Annotated in this window: 17 protein-coding genes; 5 read left to right on the top strand and 12 right to left on the bottom strand. The window is 73.4% G+C overall.

Features of this window, described 5'->3' with window-relative positions; all coding sequences use genetic code 11:
- Window positions 1–5 precede the first annotated feature (5 nt).
- The 3 genes from F8279_RS08100 to rsgA all read right to left on the bottom strand — a co-directional run bounded on the left by F8279_RS08100 (window position 6) and on the right by rsgA (window position 4,843).
- Entirely contained in the window at window positions 6–494 is a 489-nt protein-coding gene (locus F8279_RS08100) for a Rieske (2Fe-2S) protein (RefSeq protein WP_151499544.1), read from the bottom strand.
- A gap of 118 nt (window positions 495–612) precedes the next feature.
- A complete protein-coding gene (gene uvrA, locus F8279_RS08095; protein ID WP_151499543.1) occupies window positions 613–3,555 on the bottom strand; it encodes an excinuclease ABC subunit UvrA in 2,943 nt (980 codons plus the stop codon).
- Between the two features lie 208 nt (window positions 3,556–3,763).
- A complete protein-coding gene (gene rsgA, locus F8279_RS08090) occupies window positions 3,764–4,843 on the bottom strand; it encodes a ribosome small subunit-dependent GTPase A (protein WP_151499542.1) in 1,080 nt (359 codons plus the stop codon).
- A gap of 239 nt (window positions 4,844–5,082) precedes the next feature.
- On the opposite strand from rsgA, the gene F8279_RS08085 reads away from it, so the two are divergent.
- Together F8279_RS08085 and F8279_RS08080 are read left to right on the top strand one after the other, a co-directional pair.
- The gene (locus F8279_RS08085; protein WP_151499541.1) at window positions 5,083–5,799 is read left to right on the top strand and encodes a maleylpyruvate isomerase family mycothiol-dependent enzyme; all 717 of its coding nucleotides are present in this window, start codon (window positions 5,083–5,085) and stop codon (window positions 5,797–5,799) included.
- An 8-nt stretch (window positions 5,800–5,807) separates the two neighbouring features.
- Window positions 5,808–6,461 (top strand): MBL fold metallo-hydrolase, encoded by a 654-nt coding sequence (locus tag F8279_RS08080; RefSeq protein ID WP_151499540.1) that lies wholly within the window; start codon window positions 5,808–5,810, stop codon window positions 6,459–6,461.
- Window positions 6,462–6,506: 45 nt separating this feature from the next.
- Here the strand turns inward: F8279_RS08080 and F8279_RS08075 are convergent, their stop codons facing one another.
- Both F8279_RS08075 and F8279_RS08070 read right to left on the bottom strand, forming a co-directional pair.
- Complete coding sequence (locus F8279_RS08075) at window positions 6,507–7,115, bottom strand: DedA family protein (RefSeq protein WP_151499539.1); 609 nt, start codon at window positions 7,113–7,115, stop codon at window positions 6,507–6,509.
- Between the two features lie 98 nt (window positions 7,116–7,213).
- Window positions 7,214–7,888: a methyltransferase gene (locus F8279_RS08070; RefSeq protein WP_151499538.1), complete on the bottom strand. Its 675-nt coding sequence runs from the start codon at window positions 7,886–7,888 to the stop codon at window positions 7,214–7,216.
- A gap of 182 nt (window positions 7,889–8,070) precedes the next feature.
- Here F8279_RS08070 and F8279_RS08065 point away from each other — a divergent pair, with 182 nt between their 5' ends.
- A complete protein-coding gene (locus tag F8279_RS08065; RefSeq protein ID WP_091059998.1) occupies window positions 8,071–8,274 on the top strand; it encodes a cold-shock protein in 204 nt (67 codons plus the stop codon).
- A gap of 49 nt (window positions 8,275–8,323) precedes the next feature.
- Here F8279_RS08065 and F8279_RS08060 read toward each other — a convergent pair whose 3' ends face one another.
- The 5 genes from F8279_RS08060 to F8279_RS08040 form a co-directional block, all read right to left on the bottom strand.
- Entirely contained in the window at window positions 8,324–9,598 is a 1,275-nt protein-coding gene (locus F8279_RS08060) for an MFS transporter (protein ID WP_151499537.1), read from the bottom strand.
- A gap of 52 nt (window positions 9,599–9,650) precedes the next feature.
- Window positions 9,651–10,226: a helix-turn-helix transcriptional regulator gene (locus tag F8279_RS08055; RefSeq protein WP_151499536.1), complete on the bottom strand. Its 576-nt coding sequence runs from the start codon at window positions 10,224–10,226 to the stop codon at window positions 9,651–9,653.
- A 96-nt stretch (window positions 10,227–10,322) separates the two neighbouring features.
- The gene (locus tag F8279_RS08050; RefSeq protein WP_151499535.1) at window positions 10,323–11,231 is read right to left on the bottom strand and encodes a hypothetical protein; all 909 of its coding nucleotides are present in this window, start codon (window positions 11,229–11,231) and stop codon (window positions 10,323–10,325) included.
- Window positions 11,232–11,401: 170 nt separating this feature from the next.
- Complete coding sequence (locus F8279_RS08045) at window positions 11,402–13,057, bottom strand: CocE/NonD family hydrolase (RefSeq protein WP_192580654.1); 1,656 nt, start codon at window positions 13,055–13,057, stop codon at window positions 11,402–11,404.
- The gene (locus F8279_RS08040) at window positions 13,054–13,572 is read right to left on the bottom strand and encodes a MarR family winged helix-turn-helix transcriptional regulator (protein ID WP_091420471.1); all 519 of its coding nucleotides are present in this window, start codon (window positions 13,570–13,572) and stop codon (window positions 13,054–13,056) included. The genes F8279_RS08045 and F8279_RS08040 overlap by 4 nt, the downstream gene beginning before the upstream one ends.
- A 137-nt stretch (window positions 13,573–13,709) precedes the next feature.
- On the opposite strand from F8279_RS08040, the gene F8279_RS08035 reads away from it, so the two are divergent.
- Entirely contained in the window at window positions 13,710–15,836 is a 2,127-nt protein-coding gene (locus F8279_RS08035) for an MMPL family transporter (protein ID WP_151499533.1), read from the top strand.
- A 54-nt stretch (window positions 15,837–15,890) separates the two neighbouring features.
- On the opposite strand, the gene F8279_RS08030 is transcribed toward F8279_RS08035, so the two are convergent.
- Together F8279_RS08030 and F8279_RS08025 are read right to left on the bottom strand one after the other, a co-directional pair.
- Window positions 15,891–16,760, bottom strand: a complete 870-nt coding sequence (locus F8279_RS08030) for a lytic transglycosylase domain-containing protein (protein WP_151499532.1) — start codon at window positions 16,758–16,760, stop codon at window positions 15,891–15,893.
- Window positions 16,761–16,792: 32 nt separating this feature from the next.
- On the bottom strand, window positions 16,793–18,265 hold the full coding sequence (locus F8279_RS08025) for a DedA family protein (RefSeq protein ID WP_151499531.1): 1,473 nt from the start codon (window positions 18,263–18,265) through the stop codon (window positions 16,793–16,795).
- A gap of 131 nt (window positions 18,266–18,396) precedes the next feature.
- On the opposite strand from F8279_RS08025, the gene typA reads away from it, so the two are divergent.
- Complete coding sequence (gene typA, locus F8279_RS08020; RefSeq protein ID WP_151499530.1) at window positions 18,397–20,265, top strand: translational GTPase TypA; 1,869 nt, start codon at window positions 18,397–18,399, stop codon at window positions 20,263–20,265.
- Window positions 20,266–20,267 lie beyond the last annotated feature (2 nt).

Raw genomic sequence — 20,267 nt, 5'->3', positions numbered from 1 at the left:
ACGGGTCAGGCCAGCTTGATCTGGTCGCCGTCGACCTTGATCTCCTTCGCCGCGAGCGGCTTGGTGGCCGGGCCGCCCTTCACCGAGCCGTCGACGATCGAGAACCGGCTGTTGTGGCAGGTGCAGTTGATCGTGCCGCCGTCGACGTTCGACACCGGGCAGCGCTGGTGGGTGCAGATCGGGTCGAACGCCTTGAACTGGCCGGCCTCCGGCTGGGTGATCACCACGCCCTGGCTGGCGAAGACGGCGCCGCCGCCGACCGGGATGTCCGAGGTGCGCGCCAGCGCGCTGCCGCCGTCCCGGTCGCCGCCGCCGGCGTCGCCGGTCGCGGTGGCGCCGGGCGGGCCGCCGCTGGTCGGGGCGAGCCCGGGGGACGCGTCGTCGTCGCTGCCGCAGCCCGCGAGCACCACGGCCGCGCCGACCGCTCCGGCTCCGGCGAGCAGGGTACGGCGGCTCTGGGTGACCGGTCGGGTCAGCGCCTGATCATCACTCATGTCCGGCCTTTCTCTCGGCTTACTGCGGAAACACGCACCAGCGTGGGGCACGGTTCATACTGGCGCGTCACAGGCCGGGCATTCGCTGCCCGGCCTGCGAAAACGCGTACCGGACGGGTCAGCGCGCCCCGGCGGGGACCTTGCGGGCCCGCGACTTGGCGCTGCCGTTGGCCTTGGCCGCCCGGGTGGTGGCCGCCTTGGCGCCCTTGGCCTCGCCGTCGAGCTTGAGGATCGGCCGCAGGAACTCCCCGGTGTGGCTGTCCGGCACCTCGGCGACCTCCTCCGGCGTGCCGGTGGCGATGACGGTGCCGCCCCGGTGACCGCCCTCGGGGCCCATGTCGATCAGCCAGTCGGCCGTCTTGATCACGTCGAGGTTGTGCTCGATGGTGATGACCGTGTTGCCCTTGTCGACCAGGCCCTCCAGCACCATCAGCAGCTTGCGGATGTCCTCGAAGTGCAGGCCGGTGGTGGGCTCGTCGAGCACGTAGACGGTGCGGCCGGTGGAGCGCTTCTGGAGTTCGGAGGCGAGCTTGACGCGCTGCGCCTCGCCGCCGGACAGCGTCGGCGCGGGCTGGCCGAGACGGACGTAGCCGAGGCCGACGTCGACGAGCGTCTTGAGGTGCCGGTGGATGGCCGGGATGGCGGAGAAGAAGTCGGCCGCCTCCTCGATCGGCATGTCCAGCACCTCGGCGACCGTCTTGCCCTTGTAGTGCACCTCGAGCGTCTCGCGGTTGTAGCGCGCGCCCTTGCACACCTCGCAGGGGACGTAGACGTCCGGCAGGAAGTTCATCTCGATCTTGATGGTGCCGTCGCCGGAGCACGCCTCGCAGCGCCCGCCCTTGACGTTGAACGAGAACCGGCCCGGGCCGTACCCCCGGACCTTGGCCTCGGTGGTCTCCGCGAAGAGCTTGCGGACGTGGTCCCAGACGCCGGTGTAGGTGGCCGGGTTGGAGCGCGGCGTCCGCCCGATCGGCGACTGGTCCACGCCGACGACCTTGTCCACGTGCTCCAGACCGGTGACCCGGGTGTGCCGACCGGGCACCAGCCGGGCGCCGTTGATCTGGTTCGCCAGCACGGCGTAGAGGATGTCGTTGACGAGCGTCGACTTGCCCGAGCCGCTGACGCCGGTGACCGCGATGAGCTGGCCCAGCGGGAAGCCCACGGTGAGGTTGCGCAGGTTGTGCTCGCGGGCGCCGTGCACCACCAGCTCGCGGCCCGGGGTCTGCGGCCGGCGGGCGGCCGGCGTCGGGATCGACTTTCGCCCGGCCAGGTACGCCCCGGTGACCGACTCGGCGTTGTCCAGCAGCGCCGGCACCGACCCGCTGTGCACGATCTCGCCGCCGTGCTCGCCCGCGCCCGGGCCGATGTCGACGATCCAGTCCGCCACCCGGATGGTGTCCTCGTCGTGCTCGACCACGATCAGCGTGTTGCCCAGGCCGCGCAGCCGCAGCAGCGTCTCGATGAGCCGGTGGTTGTCGCGCTGGTGCAGGCCGATCGAGGGCTCGTCGAGCACGTAGAGCACGCCGACCAGGCCGGAGCCGATCTGGGTGGCCAGCCGGATGCGCTGGGCCTCACCGCCGGAGAGCGTGCCGGCCGGGCGGTCCAGCGAGAGGTAGTCCAGGCCGACGTCGAGCAGGAACTTCAGCCGGGCGTTGATCTCCTTGAGCACCCGCTCCGCGATCATCTTCTGCCGGTCGGTCAGCTCGATGCCGGCGAGCAGGTCGGCCGCCTCGCCGACGGAGAGGTTGCAGACCTCGGCGATGCTCTTGCCGGCCAGGGTGACCGCGAGCACCTCCGGCTTGAGCCGGGTGCCGCCGCAGGCCGCGCAGGGCACGTCCCGCATGTAGCCCTCGTACTTGTCCCGGGACCACTCCGACTCGGTGTCGGTGTGCCGGCGCTCGATCCACTGCACCACGCCCTCGAACCCGGTGTAGTAGGAGCGCTCACGGCCGTACTTGTTGCGGTAACGCACGTGCACCTGGTCGTCGGAGCCGTGCAGGATCGTCTTCTGCGCCCGCGACGGCAGCGCCCGCCACGGCGTGTCGATGTCGAAGTGCTCGGCCTCGCCGAGCGCCTCCAGCAGCCGCAGGAAGTATTCGAGGTTGTGCCCGGTGGCCCAGGGCTGGATCGCGCCGTCGCGCAGCGTGCGTTCCGGGTCGGGGATGACCAGCTCGGGGTCCACCTCCTTCTTGGTGCCGAGGCCGGTGCACTCCGGGCAGGCGCCGTAGGGGGCGTTGAAGGAGAAGACCCGGGGTTCCAGGTCCTCGATGGCGAGCGGGTGGTCGTTCGGGCAGGCCAGGTGCTCGGAGTAGCGGCGCTCCCGGGCCGGGTCGTCCTCCGGCAGGTCGACGAAGTCGAGCAGCACCAGGCCGCCGGAGAGGCCGAGCGCGGCCTCGACCGAGTCGGTCAGCCGCTGCTTGGCGCTCGGCTTGACGCTGAGCCGGTCGATCACCACCTCGATGGTGTGCTTCTCCTGCTTCTTGAGCTTCGGCGGCTCGGTGAGCGGGTGCACCACGCCGTCGACCCGGGCACGGGCGTAGCCCTTGGCCTGGAGTTCGGCGAACAGGTCGACGTACTCGCCCTTGCGGCCGCGCACCACCGGCGCGAGCACCATGAACCGGGTGCCCTCGGCCATCGCCAGGACCCGGTCGACGATCTGCTGCGGGCTCTGCTTGGAGATCCGCTCGCCGCAGATCGGGCAGTGCGGCTCGCCGATGCGGGCGAACAGCAGGCGGAGGTAGTCGTAGACCTCGGTGATCGTGCCGACGGTGGAGCGCGGGTTGCGCGAGGTGGACTTCTGGTCGATGGAGACGGCGGGACTGAGGCCCTCGATGAAGTCGACGTCGGGCTTGTCCATCTGGCCGAGGAACTGCCGGGCGTACGACGACAGCGACTCGACGTAGCGGCGCTGCCCCTCGGCGAAGATGGTGTCGAACGCCAGGCTCGACTTGCCCGAACCGGAGAGCCCGGTGAAGACGATCAGGGCGTCCCGGGGCAGGTCGAGACTGACGTCACGCAGGTTGTGCTCGCGCGCGCCACGGATGATCAGTCGGTCGGCCACGGTGCGTGTGCTCCCGGAAGAAGAATATGAGGCGGATCTGTGCACCAGACGCCGGGTCTGGGTGGTTTTCACAGGTTGTCGGGGCGCAGAAAAGACGCCTCGGCAACTCTAGCCCCGACGTATGACAACTTCCGTCGCGCGAACATTCCCCCAGCTCAGGCCGGTCGGGCGGGAACCACGCAGGTCCACCCGACCGGCCCGTGCGGGCTCAGAATGCCCCGGGAGCGGGCGGGGTCGCCGGACGTCCGGTGCGTCGCCGCCCGCCCCGCCGGCCGCCCCGCCGTTCGGCCGCCAGCCGGGCCGCGCGGCGACCGCCCTCGTACTCGATCTCCCGCTGCAGCCGGCGCCAGCTCTCCCAGCGGCGCACCGGCAGCGCGCCGTCGTCAAGCGCGGCCCGCACCGCGCAGCCCGGCTCGGCGTCGTGGGCGCAGTCGGCGTACCGGCAGCCGGCGGCCAGCTCGGTGATGTCGGCGAACGCCCGGTCCAGGCCGGACGCGCCGTCGAGCAGGCCGACCGCCCGTACGCCGGGGGTGTCCAGCACCGCTCCCCCACCCGGCAGCGGCACCAGCGACCGCCAGGTGGTGGTGTGCCGGCCCTTGCCGTCGACGCGGCGGATCGCCTGGGTGCGCATCACGTCCGCCCCGGCCAGCGCGTTGACCAGGCTCGACTTGCCGGCGCCGGAGGGGCCGAGCAGGCCGAGCGTGCGTCCCGGGGCGACCTGCCTGCGCAGCGGCGCCAGGCCGGTGCCCCGCTCGGCGCTGACCGCGAGCACCGGCACACCGGGCGCGAGGTCGGCCAGCTGCCGGGCCACCGCCGCCGGGTCGGCGGCCAGGTCGGCCTTGGTGAGCACGACGAGCGGCTCCGCCCCTGATTCGTGGACCAGGGAGAGCAGCCGTTCGATCCGCGCGGCGTCCGGTTCCGGGTGCACCGGCTCGACCACCGCGGCGGCGTCGAGGTTGGCGGCCAGCACCTGGCCGCTGGCGTCCTTGCCCGCGGTACGCCGCACCAGGGCGGTACGCCGCGGCAGCACCGCCTCCACCGTGACCGGGCCGTCCGGCCAGGTGGACAGCAGTACCCAGTCGCCCGCGCAGGGCAGCGCGGTCAGGTCGCGGGCGGCGGCGGACAGCACGCCGCCGCCGAGGCTGGCCCGCACCGGCCCCTGCGGGCACAGCACGGTGCAGACGCCCCGGTCCACCCGGGCGACCCGCCCGTGACGGTGGCCGGCGCGCCGGTCGAGATGGGCCGCCCAGCCGGCGTCCCAGCCGAGGGCGGTCAGATCGAGAGTCATGGTGTCCTCATCGGTGTCGAGGGGGAGGTACGGCGGAACACACGGGCTGCGACCGGCATGCGCACCACCTCCCCTCCGACTCCCGGTGCCGCGTTCGCGACGACGTGGACCCCGGCGCGTCCGGCGCCGGCGGCGATGTCGTCGGCCCCGACGGTAGGTGGCACGCCGACGCGCCGAAAGCGATTTCCCCCCGGGCACGGCCCGGTCCGGCCAGCTAGGGTCGGACGCGTGAGAACGAGATGACGAGCGACCCCCTGCTGCTGACCGGCGCGCTGACCGAGGCGAACGACCGGCTGCTGCGTACCGTGTCCGGCCTGACCGCCGCGGACGTCGCGGCGCCCTCGCTGCTGCCGGGCTGGACCCGCGCGCACGTGCTCACCCACCTGGCCCGCAACGCCGACGGGTTCGTCAACCTGCTCACCTCGGCGCGCACCGGCGAGGAGATCCCGATGTACGCCTCGGCGCAGGCCCGCGCCGACGACATCGACGCCGGCGCCGGGCGCGGCCCGGCCGACCTGCTGGACGACGTACGCCGCAGCGGCCAGCGCTTCGACGCGGCGGTCGCGGCGATGCCCGTGGAGGCCTGGGGCGCCACCGTGCAGACCCGGCGCGGCCCGTGGCCGGCCGCGATGCTGGTCTGGGGCCGGCTGCGCGAGGTCGAGGTGCACCACGTCGACCTGGCGGCCGGGTACCGGCCGGCGGACTGGCCGGAGGCGTTCGCCCAGCGGCTGCTGCACGAGGTGGTGACCGGGCTGGCCGGCAACCCGGCCGCGCCCGCCATGGTGCTGCGTTTCGACGGCGCGGCGTCCGAACTCGTCGTGGGTGACCCCGAGGGGGCGCCCACGGTCACCGGCCCCGCGCCGGAACTCGCCGCCTGGCTGACCGGCCGGGGCGCGGGCGAGCTGCTCACCGTCGAACCCGACGGCCCTCTGCCGAACCCACCGGAATGGATCTGAACATCGTCATGACCTACACCGGAGACGTCACGCCCGGCGGTCCGCCGGCCGTGCGCGAGCTCGACCGGCTCACCGTCACCAAGTTGTCGGTGGGCCCGATGGACAACAACGCCTATCTGCTGCGCTGCCACGCCACCGGCGAGCAGGTGCTGATCGACGCCGCGAACGAGGCGCCGCGCCTGCTGGAGCTGGTCGGCGACGGCGGGCTGGCGGCTGTGGTGACCACCCACCAGCACATGGACCACTGGGTCGCGCTGGAGGAGGTGGTGGCCAAGACCGGGGCGCGCGCGCTGGTGCACACCGACGACGCCGAGGGCCTGCCGATCGAGGCCGAGCGGCTCGGCGACGGCGACACGGTGCCGGTCGGTGACTGCGCGCTGGAGGTCATCCACCTGCGCGGGCACACGCCGGGTTCGATCGCGCTGCTCTACCGCGACCCGGCCGGCGCCCCGCACCTGTTCACCGGCGACTCGCTCTTCCCCGGTGGCGTGGGGAACACGGACCAGGACCCGGAGCGTTTCGGCCGGCTCATCGACGACGTCGAGGCCAAGCTCTTCGACCGGCTGCCGGACGACACCTGGTTCTACCCGGGCCACGGCAAGGACAGCACCATCGGCGCCGAGCGGCCCGCGCTGCCGCAGTGGCGCGCCCGCGGCTGGTGAGCACGCCCGGCCCGGCCTCCCCCGTGACGGCCGGGCCGGGCGCGGTCAGCCGGTGACCGCCCGCAGCCGGCGCCGGGTGGCGAGCAGCACCGGGCCGGCCAGCAGCAGCCCGACCGCCATGGTCAGCACCGTGGGGTTGAACGCGCCGGGCAGCAGGCCGGTCAGCGTCCGCGCGGCGAGCCCCAGCGCCACGTAGAGCCCGGCCCACGCGGTGGCCCCCAACGCCGCGCAGGCCAGGAACCGCCGGTACGACATCCGCAGCCCGCCGGCGGCCAGCGGCAGCAACGCGTTGAACACCGGCAGGAACGGCGCCACCAGCACGATCCGTCCGCCGCCGCGGTGCAGCAGCGTCTCGGCGGCGGCCCAGCGGGACTCGCCGATCCAGCCGCCCACCCGGCTGTCCCGCAGCCGCCCGCCCCAGCGCCGGCCCGCGAAGAAGCTCAGCGACCAGCCGGCCAGGCATCCGGCGACCACAGTCGCGACGGCCAGCGCCCCACCGGCCGGACGATCCGCGCCGACCGCCGCGAGGACCGCGGCGTCGCCGGGCACCAGCACCCCGATCAGGGGTACGGCGTCGGCGAGCATGACCACGCCGAGCAGCCCCATCAGCAGGGTGGTGGGCAGCTCACCGGCGGCGGCCACGAATTCGTTCATGAGCTGCACGCTATGCGGCGGCTGCCCGCCGGCACATCGGGCATGATCCCCCAGTGGTCCCCGACACCCGGCCGGGCAGACCCCTAGGGTCGGCCGGGTCACCGGGGCCGGAGCACCTGCACCCGGCGTACCGGGGTGTCGACCGAGGGTTCGGTGGTCGGCACCGGATAGCTCGCCACCAGTTCCAGCCCGTCCGGTGGCAGGTGGCCCCGGTCCGGGTCGCCGACCAGCACCTGCACACCGTGTGCGGCGCAGCGCCGCAGGTAGGGCAGGACCCGGGCGGCCAGGCCGGCGTCGTAGAGCGCGTCCCCGGCCACCAGCAGGTCGGCGCCCGCCACCCCGTCGAGCAGGTCGGCGCCGTCGGCGGTCACCCGGACCCGGTTGGCCCGGGCGTTGACGGTGACCGCCGCCACCGCGTACGGGTCGATGTCGTTGGCGACCACCTGGTCGGCCCCGGCGAGCGCGGCGGCGATGGCGACCAGCCCCGATCCGGCGCCCAGGTCGAGCACCCGCCGCCCGGCGGCCAGCTCGGGGTGGTCCAGCAGGTGCCGGGCGAGCGCCTGACCACCGGCCCAGACCGACGCCCAGTACGGCGGCGGCAACGACCGCCCGGCTGCGGCCTCCATCCGGGCCCACCACAGGATGGCGTCCTCGGCCAGGTGCAGGCGTACCTCCGGCACGAACGGCGTACCGACCAGGCGCAGGCGGTCCGGGCCCGCGCCGGGCGCCGCGATCTCCTGCTCCAGGTCGGCCAGAGCCGTCTGCCTGCTCATCGGGGCAAGCATGCCGCGCCGCGCCGGACGCCGGGGTCATTTTGCCCGGCGCGGCACGTATTCACGGGCGCGCCGCGCGCTTCCGGCAGCGAATTCCGGTCCGGACGGTTACTGTCGGGGTGGTACAGGGCGATCACCGGCCGCGGAGCCGGTGCTCGCTCGCATTGAACAGGGAGAGACGCATGGCAACCGGCACGGTCAAGTGGTTCAACTCGGAAAAGGGCTTCGGGTTCATCGAGCAGGACGGCGGAGGCCCGGACGTGTTCGTCCACTACTCGGCCATCCAGAGCGGTGGCTACCGCGAGCTGAACGAGGGTCAGAAGGTCGAGTTCGAGGTGACCCAGGGGCAGAAGGGCCCGCAGGCGGACAACGTTCGTCCGATGTAGCGCGTGCCGGTGGCGGCGGTCGGGCTCCGACCGCCGCCGCAGTACATCATCAGGACGGCGCGGTCGGCAGGTCGCGTCGTCTCCGTAGTGGCCCGGCGAGCAGGATCAGCGGGGTCAGCGCCAGCCAGGCGGTCATCGCCCGGATCGCGCCGTGCGGCCCCCAGGCCGCGCCCAGCGCCCCGGCGAGCAGGGCGGCCAGCGGAATCGTCCCGTAGTTGAGCAGGTGCATGCTCACCGTGACGCGGCCGAGCAGCCGGTGCGGCGTGTACGTCTGCCGGAAGCTGCCCTTTACGACGTTGCCGATCGCGACGCCCAGGCTCACCAGCATGCCGCCGAGCACCAGCCAGGCTGTGCGCGCGCCGGCACCGGCGAGTGGGATCAGCAGCGCGGGCGGCCCGGTCAGGGCGCCGGCCAACAGCAGCGTGCGGGCGGTTCCGAGCCGGCGGGCCAGGCGCGCGGCCAGCGCGGCCCCGACCACTCCGCCGAGGCTGGCCAGTCCGATCAGGAGGCCGACCAGCCCGGCGGGCAGCTCGGCCGAGCGGACCAGGAACACCACGAGCACGGCCTGGTAGCCGGTAAGCCCGATGTTGCTCGCCGCCCCGAAGACCGTCAGCACCCGCAGGTACGGGTCGTGGACGACGAACCGCAGCCCGGCGGCGACCTCCCGGCGCAGTGACGTCGTCCCGGTGCCCCGGTGCGGCCGCGCCTCGACCGCGCTGATGCGGCGCAGGCAGAGCGCGGAGAGCAGGAAGGTCAGCGCGTCCAGCGCCACCGCTGTCACCGCGCCGACGAGCTGGGCGATCAGACCCGCCAGTCCCGGGCCGACGAGGTAGCTCGCGGTCTGGGTGGCGTGCAGCCGGGCGTTTGCCTCGGGCACCTGCTCGGGACGCAGCAGCGTGGGCAGGTAGACCTGGTCGGCGGTCTCGAAGAAGACCCGGGCCAGCCCGGCGCCGAGCGCCACGGCCAGCAGGTGCCCGACGGTGAGCAGCCCGAGCAGGGCGGCCGCCGGGACGCTCGCGAACAGCGCGGCGGCGACCAGGTCGGCGGCGATCATCACGGGACGGCGTCGGACCCGGTCGACCCACGCCCCGACCGGAAGGCCGGCGAACAGCCAGGGCAGCCACGCCGCGGCGGTGAGCACCGCCACCTGGAAGGTCGTCGCGTCGAGCACCGCGACCGCGACCAGCGGCAGCGCCACGGCGGTCATGTTGCTGCCCACGGCACTGACCGTGTGACCGGTCCACAGCAGCCGGAAGTCGCGGTGCCGGAACAGCCGGCCGGGCGGCGCTTCGACCGGCCCGGAGGTGCGCGCGGGGGCGGTCACAACGGGCGCCCCGGTAAGGTGTTCGCGGCCGGCGCCGGAACGCCGTGGGCGGTCACGGCCGGCCCGGGACGCCGTGGGCGAATACGAAGACCGGCTCGCGCCGCTGCCCGTCGTCGGGGACGGGCCGGTCCGACCAGCGGGTGAGCAGGGCGATCACCTCACGGCCGAGCACGTCCAGCTCGTCCGGGGTCAGGTGCAGCCAGTGGTCGGTGCTGAACGGGGCGTCGTTCCAGGCGGCGCGCGTCTCGTCCGACGCGGTGTGCCAGGCCCGCACCAGCTCGGTGTGCCGCTCCAGGTTGAGCGACCCGGCGGCCTCGACGACCACTCGGGTGGACGGGTCGTCGCCGAAGTCGGACTCGGACCAGCGCACGCCCCGGTTGCGGGGCTTCCACCAGCGTTCCCGGCGGTCGCGGGCCAGCTCGGGCGCCTCGACCAGCAGGTCGGCGGCCGCGAGCACCTTGAGGTGGTGACTCACGTTCGCCGGGGCCTGGCCGGTGTGCTCGGCGAGCATGCCGACGGTGCACGGGCCGTACACCTTGAGCGCGTCCATGAGCCGGCGGCGCAGTGGGTGGGCGAGCGCGGCGAGCACCCGCGAGTCGGTGACCTGCCGGACGGTGGGCTGTTCCATGCGGGGAGTCTGGCATTCGCAAGAGCTGTTGCGCAACAGCTCTTGCGAAATGGGCCGGACTGCGGCGCCGCGACGCGAGGCCGCGGCGCCGGACGGTCAGGCGGTCAGCCGGCGGGACAGTTCGTCGGCCACGTCGCGGGCGATCTGCGGCGGGATGGCCTCGGCGATCTTCTCCGGCGGCAGCCCGGCCAGCACCCCGGAGACGATCTGTTCCTCGTCGGTGAAGTCCTTGCCGGACAGTTCGTTCACCTGCGCCACCAGCGCCGGCCAGGCGCGCAGCATCGCCAGCATCTGCTGCAACGGCGAGTTCGCCATGGGCGGGTTGACCAGGCCGGTGGTGTTCGCCGGCGAGATGAGCCAGTTGCGCAGGTTCTGCAGGTCGGCCAGGACGTCGCCGACCGTACGGCCCTTCGAGCCGGTGTTCCCGATGAGTTTGTCGGTCTGTTCCATGTCGTCCTCCGGTTTCACGACGGCGATCATCCCGATCGCGGTGAGGTAGCGGCGGAACAGCGGGGTCTGGTCCCGTCCCGCCTTTGTGGAGTCGCGGAAGAAGCTGAAATGGGTGTGGAACAGGTGGCTGCTGTCACCGCTGGTCCGCCGCCCCAGCCGGTCCCAGCGGCGCACCGTCCGCCCGTCCGGGGAGTAGATGATCTCCCGGATGTCCCGGGTGTCGGCCGCGTTCGCCGCGCACTGCGCCACCATCCAGGCGGAGAAGGTCCGCAGGTTGTGCGTACCGCCGCCGGAGCGGACGGAGAAGGTGCCGACGTCCAGCGCGGACGCGTGCAGCGTGAGCCCGGACCGGTCCCGGCTGGACTCCACCACCGAGTAGTCGTTCTTGACGACCCGGTCGGAGCCGCAGTGGTAGCCGCCGCGATGGTTGACGTCGCCGACGATGCCGACCTCCGCCGGCTCCAGGTCGTCGGCGCGTACGGCCTTCTTGTCGACGTTGAGGTAGGTGAGTAACAGGTTCCGGACGGCCAGCAGGTTCGCCGGGGCCGACGTCATGGCAGCTCCCCTTCCGATCGATGACCGGCGAGGGCACGAAAATCACACCGCGTGATGACGTGCGATCCGCGGACGCGCCCCGCCGGATAACTGCACGGCACCGGGCACTTGCTCCGAGCTTAACCACGGTTAGGCGAAAGCGCCCAGCTCAGAGGGGGTTTTTTGAACTATCAGCCCGCTGTGGACGGTGCCGGCACGAGCGGCAGCACCAACGCCGAGGGATGCTCACAATCGTGGAGGATCTCCCGCCAGCCAGCACGGAGGGTCACAGCGGTGCCGAGTGGCTCGCCGGTGCCGGGGTTGCGCGCGTAGCGGGGATGGGCACCGCCGGAGACCTGCACCCGCAACCGGTGCCCGGGCGCGAAGCGGTACGCCGTCGGCCAGAGCGTCACCGGCACGGTGACCACTCCGGACGGATCGCGCGGGAACCGCCCGGGCTCGACGCGGACCAGGCCGTCGCAGACGTTCCAGGAGCGTCCGCGCCGGTCCACGTCGCACAGACGCACGAACACGTCCAGGTACGACAGTTCACTGCGCAGGTGGATCTCGGCGCGTACCGGCCCGGCCACCTCGACCGGGTCACGCAACGGCTCGCTGGTGTAGGTGAGCACGTCGGGGCGGGCCTCGACCGGCCGGTTGTCCACCGCGCCGGCCCGCTGGGCGACCAGCAGCGGGCCACCGAGCGACGGGGTGGGGTCGGCCGGGTCGTACCAGATCCGGTCCGGCGCGCTGCGCTCCTGCGGCTCCGGGGCCAGCCCGCCGGCGGAGCGCAGGTGCCACCGGGCGGGCGTGGCCGGTGGCGGCCAGTCCGGCAGGTCACGCCAGCCGCCGCCTTCGCCGCCGACGTGCACCCGCACCGGCGCGCGTTCCGGCCCGGGCCGCCCGGCCAGGTGGGCGTCGAGCCAGTCCAGGCCCTCCCGCAGCGAGGCCAGGAGCAGTCCCGGGCTGCCGTGCGTCCACGGCCCGACGACCAGGCGGGTTCGTGCCCCGGAGGCCCGCAGGCGGGCGTAGTCGTCGAGCTGGGCCGGCAGGAAGATGTCCTGCCAGCCGCCGACCATGGCGACCGGCGCGCGGACCTCGGTGATCCGGTCGCCGAAGACCCGGGTACGCCAGTAGCCGGCGTCGGGGGTGTGGTGGCGCAGCCACTCCTGGAAGAACGGCACCGTCACGCCGGTGGCGACCCGGTCGGCCTCGGCCAGCGGAAGGTGTGCCAGGGCGCGGGCGAGCCGGGGCTGGCCGCGCTTGAGTTCCCACTGCCGGGCCAGCCAGGGCACTGTCTGCGCCTGCAGCAGCTCGGCCCAGGTGAGCACCGTGTCCAGTGCGAACGACTCCCCCGCGTACGTGGAGTCGCGGGTGGCCGACGCGGTCACCACCGCGACCATCGCGCGCAGCTCGTCGCCCGCCTCGGCGGCGAGCGCCCACTGCACGAAGCCCTGGTAGCTGGCGCCGAACATGCCGAACGCGCCGGTCCACCAGGGCTGGCGGCGCAGCCAGTCCAGCGTGTCCAGGCCGTCGTCGCGCTCGTGCACGAGCGGGGCGAACTCGCCGTCGGAGCCGAACGTGCCGCGGCACGACTGGATCACCACGTGGAAGCCCCGCTCGGCGATCAGGCGGCCCAGCAGGCGGATCGGCCCACCCCGCCCGTACGGGGTGCGGATCAGCACACACGGCGCGGCGGGCAGGCCGGGCGCGTAGTGGTCGGTGCGCAGCGTCACGCCGTCGCGTACCCGGACCGGGACGTCCCGGGTGACGGCGACCCGCCCGGTGCGGGCGGCGGGCAGTCGCAGCGCCGCGGTGGCGGCCCGGGTGACCAGCCGCATGATCAGTCGGCCGGGCCGGACGCGGCGCCGCGACGGGGGGCCGCGCGGATCTCGTCCCGGTGGGTCCGCATGGAGTGCACCATCTCGGCCATGAACCGGTGCACCACCGCCAGCTCGTCGTCGCTGAAGCGCTCCATCACCTCGTCGGTACGGCGGCCCAGCGGCCCGAAGAAGCTCTGCGCGAGCGTGGCGCCGCGGTCGGCGTAGTGCAGGAGGATCTTGCGGCGGTCGGCGGTGTCCCGGTCGCGCCGGATGTGGCCGCCGCGTTCCAGCCGGTCGACGAGCGCGGTCACCGAGCCGGAGGAGAGGTTGAGCGCCTCGCCGAGCCGGCCGGGGGTGATCGGGTCGCCCACCAGCTCGGCCTCCATGACCGCGATCAGGGCGTACAGGTCGGTGGCGTTGAGCCCGTGCAGCCCGGCGAACGCGTGCCCGATGTGCTGCGCGTCGACCGAGTAACGACGCAGGTCGTTGGTGATGTCGGCCACCATGCGACCGCGCGGGTCGTCGCGTCGCCGGTACATCCTGTGCGCCGCCACCGCTTGCCGCCACCCCCCTGTCGAACAGTTCCGGTTGCAGCATAGAACCACCCCGGATAATCTCGCTCATCAAGATACTCGTTAAGAGAGAATCCCCCGCGACCAATATGTGAGGGCATCAGATGTCTCTGTTCACCCGCGTCGTCCGGGGCCGGCTGGCCGCCTGGCTCACGCTGGCCGCCGCGCTCGTCGTCGGCGTGGTCGCCTTCGGGCTACCGAAGCCGGACAATCCGGCGCCCGTCTCCGACACCGGCCTGTCCGTGGAGTGGCAGTCGACACAGGTCGAGCGGCTCCAGGAGCAGTTGCCCTCCAAGGATGCCCAGACCGCCCTGGTCGTGGTCAGCCGCGCCGACGGGGGCCCACTCAGCGGCGCGGACCGCAGCACGCTCGACGGCATCTCCGGCGACCTCGGCTCGCTCGCCGCCGGTGGGCGGGTCTCCCCCGCCCAGGTCTCCCCGGACGGCACTGTGGCGCTGGTCGCGGTGCCGCTGTCCACCGAGGGCGGGCCGTCGGCGGTGGTCGACGAGGTGGAGAAGCTCCGCGAGGCCGTCGGTGACCTGCCCGGCGAGCTGACCGTCGAGGTCACCGGCGGGCCCGCGTTCACCGCCGACCTGGGCAAGGTGTTCCAGGGCGCCGACACCACGCTGCTGCTGGTCACCGCCGCCGTGGTGGCGGTGCTGCTGCTCGTCACCTACCGCAGCCCGTTCCTGTGGCTGGTGCCGCTGCTGGTGGTGGGCGCGACCGAGCAGATCACGCTGCGCGTGGTGGAGTCCCTCGTGCCGGCCTTCGGCATCTACCTGCCCAGCGGGCAGGTGACGGGCATCGCCAGCGTGCTGGTGTTCGGCGCCGCCACCAACTACGCGCTGCTGCTCATCGCCCGCTACCGGGAGGAGCTGCGCCGCGAGGAGGACCGGTTCGCCGCCATGCGGTCCGCGCTGCGCCGCACCGCCGAGCCGATCCTGGCAAGCGGCAGCACGGTCGTCCTCGGCGTGCTCACGCTGCTGCTGTCCGAGCAGGAGACCAACCGGGCGCTCGCCCTGGCCTGCGCCACCGGTGTGATCCTCGCCATGCTCTCCGCCCTGTTCGTGCTCCCCGCCGCCCTGCTGCTGTTCGGCCGCGGCCTGTTCTGGCCGTTCGTCCCCCGCGTCGGCAGCGCCGCGCGCGAGGGCCGGATCTGGGGCCGCCTCGGCGAGCTGGTCGTCCGCCGGCCGCTGCCGGTCGCCGCGCTCGCCGTCCTGCTGCTCGCCGGCCTCGCCCTCGGCGGCCTGGGCATCCGCACCGGGCTGTCCGAGACCGAGCAGTTCAGCGAGAAGCCGGAGGCGGTCGCCGGAGCGGAGACGCTCGCCCGGGCGTTCCCGGCCGGCAGCACCCAGCCGGTGGCGGTGCTCACCACCCCGCAGGCCGCCCAGGCCGTCCTCGCCGCGGCCGGCGGCGTCGACGGGGTCGCCTCGGCCCGGCCCGGCGCCGCCGGGGACCGGGTCGCCCAGATCGACGTGGTGCTCACCGCCGAGCCGGGCAGCGCCGCCTCCGACCGGGCCGTGGTGGCGCTGCGCGACGCAGTGTCCGCCGTACCGGACTCGGCACCGCCCGCCGTGGAGGGCGCAGACGCCCCCGACGGCGCCCTGGTCGGCGGTTCGGTCGCCGCCACGTACGACTCGAACGAGGCCAACACCAAGGACCTGCAGCTGATCCTGCCGCTCATCCTGCTGCTGGTCGGCGCGGTGCTGGTGCTGCTGCTGCGCGGGCTCCTGGCGCCACTGCTGCTGGTGCTCACGGTCATCGGCTCGTTCTTCGCCAGCCTCGGCGCGGCCTGGCTGCTCTTCGACCACGTGCTGGACTTCCCGGCGCTGGACAGCGGGGTGCTGCTGCTCGCGTTCGTGTTCCTGGTGGCACTCGGCGTCGACTACAACATCTTCCTGGTCACCCGGGCCCGGGAGGACGCCCGGCGCACCGGCACCCGCGAGGGCATGCTGTCGGCGCTGCGGGTCACCGGCGGCGTCATCACCAGCGCCGGCATCCTGCTGGCGGCGGTGTTCGCGGTGCTCGGTGTGCTGCCGCTGATCACGCTCACCCAGATCGGCATCATCGTCTGCATCGGCGTGCTGCTGGACACGCTGCTGGTCCGTACCGTCCTGGTGCCGGCGCTGGCGTTCCTGCTCGGCGACCGGTTCTGGTGGCCCGGCCGGATCACCCGGGACGCCGACGCGTCCACCGGGGCGCCGGCCGACCCGGTTCCCGCACGGGACTGAACCGGCGGGCGGGGGCCGGCGTACGCGCCGGCCCCCGCCCGATCGTCCGGTCGCTCAGAAGCTCAGGCACTCGCACTCGGTCATCAGCGCCCGCACGTTGCGCACGTACTGCGGGTTGGGGACGGCCAGCGGCTGGTCCTCCCGCGCCACCGCCCCGTGCCCGTAGTTGTAGGCGGCGATCACGGCGTTGAGCAGGCAGGAGTTCAGCTCGGCGGTGCACAGTGAGGCATCGAGCCGGTAGTCGGACTCGAAGTACATGTCGCCGATGTACTTGGTCAGCCAGGCCAGGTAGGTGCCGCCCAGGTAGGCGTTGTCGCGGTAGGCGTCGATGTCGTACGACTGGCCGAACCGCTGGTTCATCCACTCCGCAGTGGCCGGCATGACCTGCATCAGGCCGACCCCGCCGTCACAGGCGACGATGTTGGACTGCCACCCGCTCTCCTGCCAGGCGGTGGCCTTCAGCAGCGCCGACGGGATGCGGATGTCCGGCGCAGAGGTCGGCCAGTAGGTGCGCGCCGCGGCGTCGGAGAGCGCCGCCTTGACCTGGCTCTGGGTGGCCTTGGTGCCCCGGTAGCTCGGCTTGCAGCCGTCGTCCACCGGCTTCGGCGGCGCCGGTGGCACCTGGGTCTCGGTCGGCGGCTTCGGCCGGGCCAGCGGCGCCGTGGTCTTGCGGGTCGGCTTCGCCCCTGGCTTCGGTTTCGCCGACGCGCTCGGACTGGGCCGCCCGCCCATCGCCGCGACCGCCGGTGGCTCCTCGCTCGGCGCGTCGGCCGGCGCCTCCTGCGGTTGCTCCGCCGGCGCCGCCGTGGGCAGTTCCACGGCGACCTCCCGGACCGGCCGTTCCTCCTCGCCGCACGCCGTCAGCGTGCCCGCCGCAAGCAGCGCCACCACTGCCACGGCCCACCGGCCGAGTCCTCGCCGCATCGGACCTCCCCGTAGTCCCCCGTCGGCGCACCCTAGCAAGGATCGACGGGTCCGGGGGGTACCCGAGACGCCGGCCGGCGGCGCCGGGGCCGGGGCGGCGACTCCGCCGGGACCGCGTCGGCCGGCCGATCGGCGCGTTCCGCGTCGGCCGGTCGCTCGTCCGGGTCCGCCAGCCGGTCCCGGGTCGCCCACGCCACCACGAACACGGTCGTCCACGCGAGGCCGAGCAGGACCGCCGTGACGGTGCCGCTCGCCGTGCTGAAGCCCAGGTAGAGCCGCGCGCCGGTGACAGTGACCACCCCCGCCGACGCGGCCGTCCACACCGCCGCGCCCACCGGCCAGCGGGCACCCCGCGACAGCAGCCAGGCGAGCGTGCCGAAGCTCGCGGTCACCACCGCGTTCTGGGTCGGGAACAGGTCGCCGGGGCGGTCCGGGCCGCCCGGACCGGTCAGGTCCGCGACGACGACGAGCAACACCAGCGGTACGGCGGCCCCGACAGTGCCCGGCACCCCGAGCGGGTCGGCCCGCCACGCCCGGCCCCGCCGCGCCACCACCGCGGCCACCACCGCCACCGCGGCGATCAGCACCCAGCCGCGCAGCACCGACACCACGAGCAGCGCCGTGTCGACCACCCCTGGGGTACGCCGGGCGGCGAACCAGTCGGCGGCCAGCCCGTCGAGGACACCCAGCCCGCTGTGCGCGACGACCGCCTCCAGCAGCACCGCCACGGCCAGCCCGCCCGCGAACAGCAGCGCCAGCCCCAGCGCCAGGTTGATCAGCAGGCTCCAGGCCGGGCCCACCCGCATGGCGACCAGGAAGAACAGCACCCCGTACCGGGCCCGCAGCCAGCGCAGCGGCGGCAACGCGACGGCCCGCGCCGCCAGCGCGCGCACCGGGTCCGGGTTGCGCCCCAGCCAGCGGCCGGCGAGCACCACGGCGAGCAGGCACAGCAGCAGAGCCAGTACCGCGCCGGTGGCCTGACCGAGCAGCTTCGACACCCGCTCGTACGACTCACCGGCCAGGTAGCCGGCCAGCACCGAGGCGCCGACCCAGCTCGCCACCCCGGCCAGGTTCCACGGCGCGAAACGCCGGTACGGCATCCCCGCCGACCCGGCCAGCCGGGGGGCCAGCGTGCGGGCGAACGCGATCCAGCGGGCGGCGAGCACGCCCCGGCCACCGAGGCGCTCCAGCAGCGAGTCGGCCCGCCGCCACCGGTGTGCGCCGATCCGGGCGCCCACGCCCGAGGCGCGCAGCCGGGGGCCGTACCGGCGGCCCGCCCGCCACGCGAGTGTGTCTCCGATCACGGCGGCGGCGGTCATGGCCACCAGCACGGGCGCGAGGCGCAGCGTGCCCGCGTACGCTAGGAAGCCGACCAGAAGCAGGGTCGCCTCGCCGGGCATCAGCAGCCCGACGATCACCGCGGTCTCCGCCGCGACGATCGCCGCGGCGGCCACGTAGATCAGCAGGGGCGGCAGCTCCTGCAGCCAGCTCAGCAGGTCAGGCATCGGACACCCCGCACGGGTGTCAGCATGCCAGTCGCTGGAACGGTCGGCACAGCACTTTCGACGCAGATCCGGGCGATCTCGGGGTGACCCCGAGGCGTGCCCGGGCAACCGCAGACAGGAGTATGGAGGGTATGCAGCTACGCACCGACCTCCGCAACGTCGCCATCATCGCCCACGTCGACCACGGCAAGACGACCCTGGTCGACGCCATGTTGCGGCAGGCCGGCGCCTACGGCGCCCGCGGTGAGAACACCGAGCGGGTCATGGACTCGATGGACCTCGAGCGCGAGAAGGGCATCACCATCCTCGCCAAGAACACCGGCGTGCGGTACATGCCGGCGGACGGCTCGGAACCGGTCACCATCAACATCATCGACACCCCCGGTCACGCCGACTTCGGCGGCGAGGTCGAGCGCGGCCTGACCATGGTCGACGGTGTGGTGCTGCTGGTCGACGCCAGCGAGGGCCCCCTGCCGCAGACCCGGTTCGTGCTCCGTAAGGCGCTGCGCGCGCGGCTGCCGATCATCCTGGTGATCAACAAGGTGGACCGTCCGGACGCCCGGATCAAGGAGGTCGTGGACGACACGTACGAGCTGTTCCTCGACCTGGACGCCGACGAGGAGCAGATCGACTTCCCGATCGTCTACGCCTGCGCCCGCGACGGCATCGCCTCGCTGACCCAGCCCGCCGACGGCGCGGTCCCGGACGACAGCAGCAGCCTGGAGCCGCTGTTCCGCACCCTGCTGGACACCATCCCCGCGCCCGCGTACGACGAGGGCGCGCCGCTCCAGGCGCACGTCACCAACCTCGACGCCTCGCCGTTCCTGGGCCGGCTCGCGCTGTGCCGGGTCCGCCAGGGCACCATCAGCAAGGGCCAGAGCGTGGCCTGGTGCCGCACCGACGGCAGCACCCAGCGGGTACGCATCTCCGAGCTGCTGATGACCGAGGGCCTGGAGCGCAAGCCGGCCGAGTCCGCCGGGCCGGGCGACATCATCGCCGTCGCCGGCATCCCGGAGATCATGATCGGTGAGACGCTCGCCGACGCCGAGAACCCGGTGCCGCTGCCGCTGATCACCGTGGACGAGCCGGCCATCTCGATGACCATCGGCACCAACACCTCGCCGCTGGTCGGCCGGGTCAAGGGCGCCAAGGTCACCGCCCGGATGGTCAAGGACCGGCTCGACAAGGAGCTGGTCGGCAACGTGTCGCTGCGGGTGCTGCCCACCGAACGGCCGGACGCCTGGGAGGTGCAGGGCCGTGGCGAGCTGGCCCTGGCGATCCTGGTCGAGCAGATGCGCCGCGAGTCGTTCGAGCTGACCGTCGGCAAGCCGCAGGTGGTCACCAAGGAGATCGACGGGAAGACCTGCGAGCCGGTCGAGCGGCTGACCATCGACGCCCCGGAGGAGTACCTGGGCGCCATCACGCAGCTCCTGGCCACCCGCAAGGGCCGGATGGAGCAGCTGGTCAACCACGGCACCGGCTGGATCCGGATGGAGTGGCTGGTCCCGGCGCGCGGCCTGATCGGCTTCCGCACCGAGTTCCTCACCGAGACCCGCGGCACCGGCATCCTGCACCACGTCTTCGAGTCGTACGAGCCGTGGTTCGGTGAGCTGCGCACCCGCAACAACGGGTCGCTGGTCGCCGACCGCGCCGGCTCGGTCACGGCCTTCGCCATGACCAACCTCCAGGAGCGCGGCCAGCTGTTCGTCGATCCGGGCACCGAGGTGTACGAGGGCATGATCGTCGGCGAGAACTCCCGCTCCGACGACATGGACGTCAACATCACCAAGGAGAAGAAGCTCACGAACATGCGCTCGTCGACCGCCGACGAGACGGAGAAGCTGATCCCGCCGCGCAAGCTGTCGCTGGAGCAGGCGCTCGAGTTCTGCCGCGAGGACGAGTGCGTCGAGGTCACCCCGGCCGCGGTGCGCATCCGCAAGGTGGTGCTGGACCAGACCCAGCGCGGCCGGATGGCCGCCCGCCGCAAGCACGCCGGCTGACC

Source organism: Micromonospora sp. AMSO1212t, from assembly GCF_008868145.1.
In the GTDB taxonomy this organism is placed as follows: Bacteria; Actinomycetota; Actinomycetes; order Mycobacteriales; family Micromonosporaceae; genus Micromonospora; species Micromonospora tulbaghiae.
The sequence above is the reverse complement of the archived record's forward strand: the minus strand, read 5'-3'. Positions and strand labels throughout refer to the sequence as shown.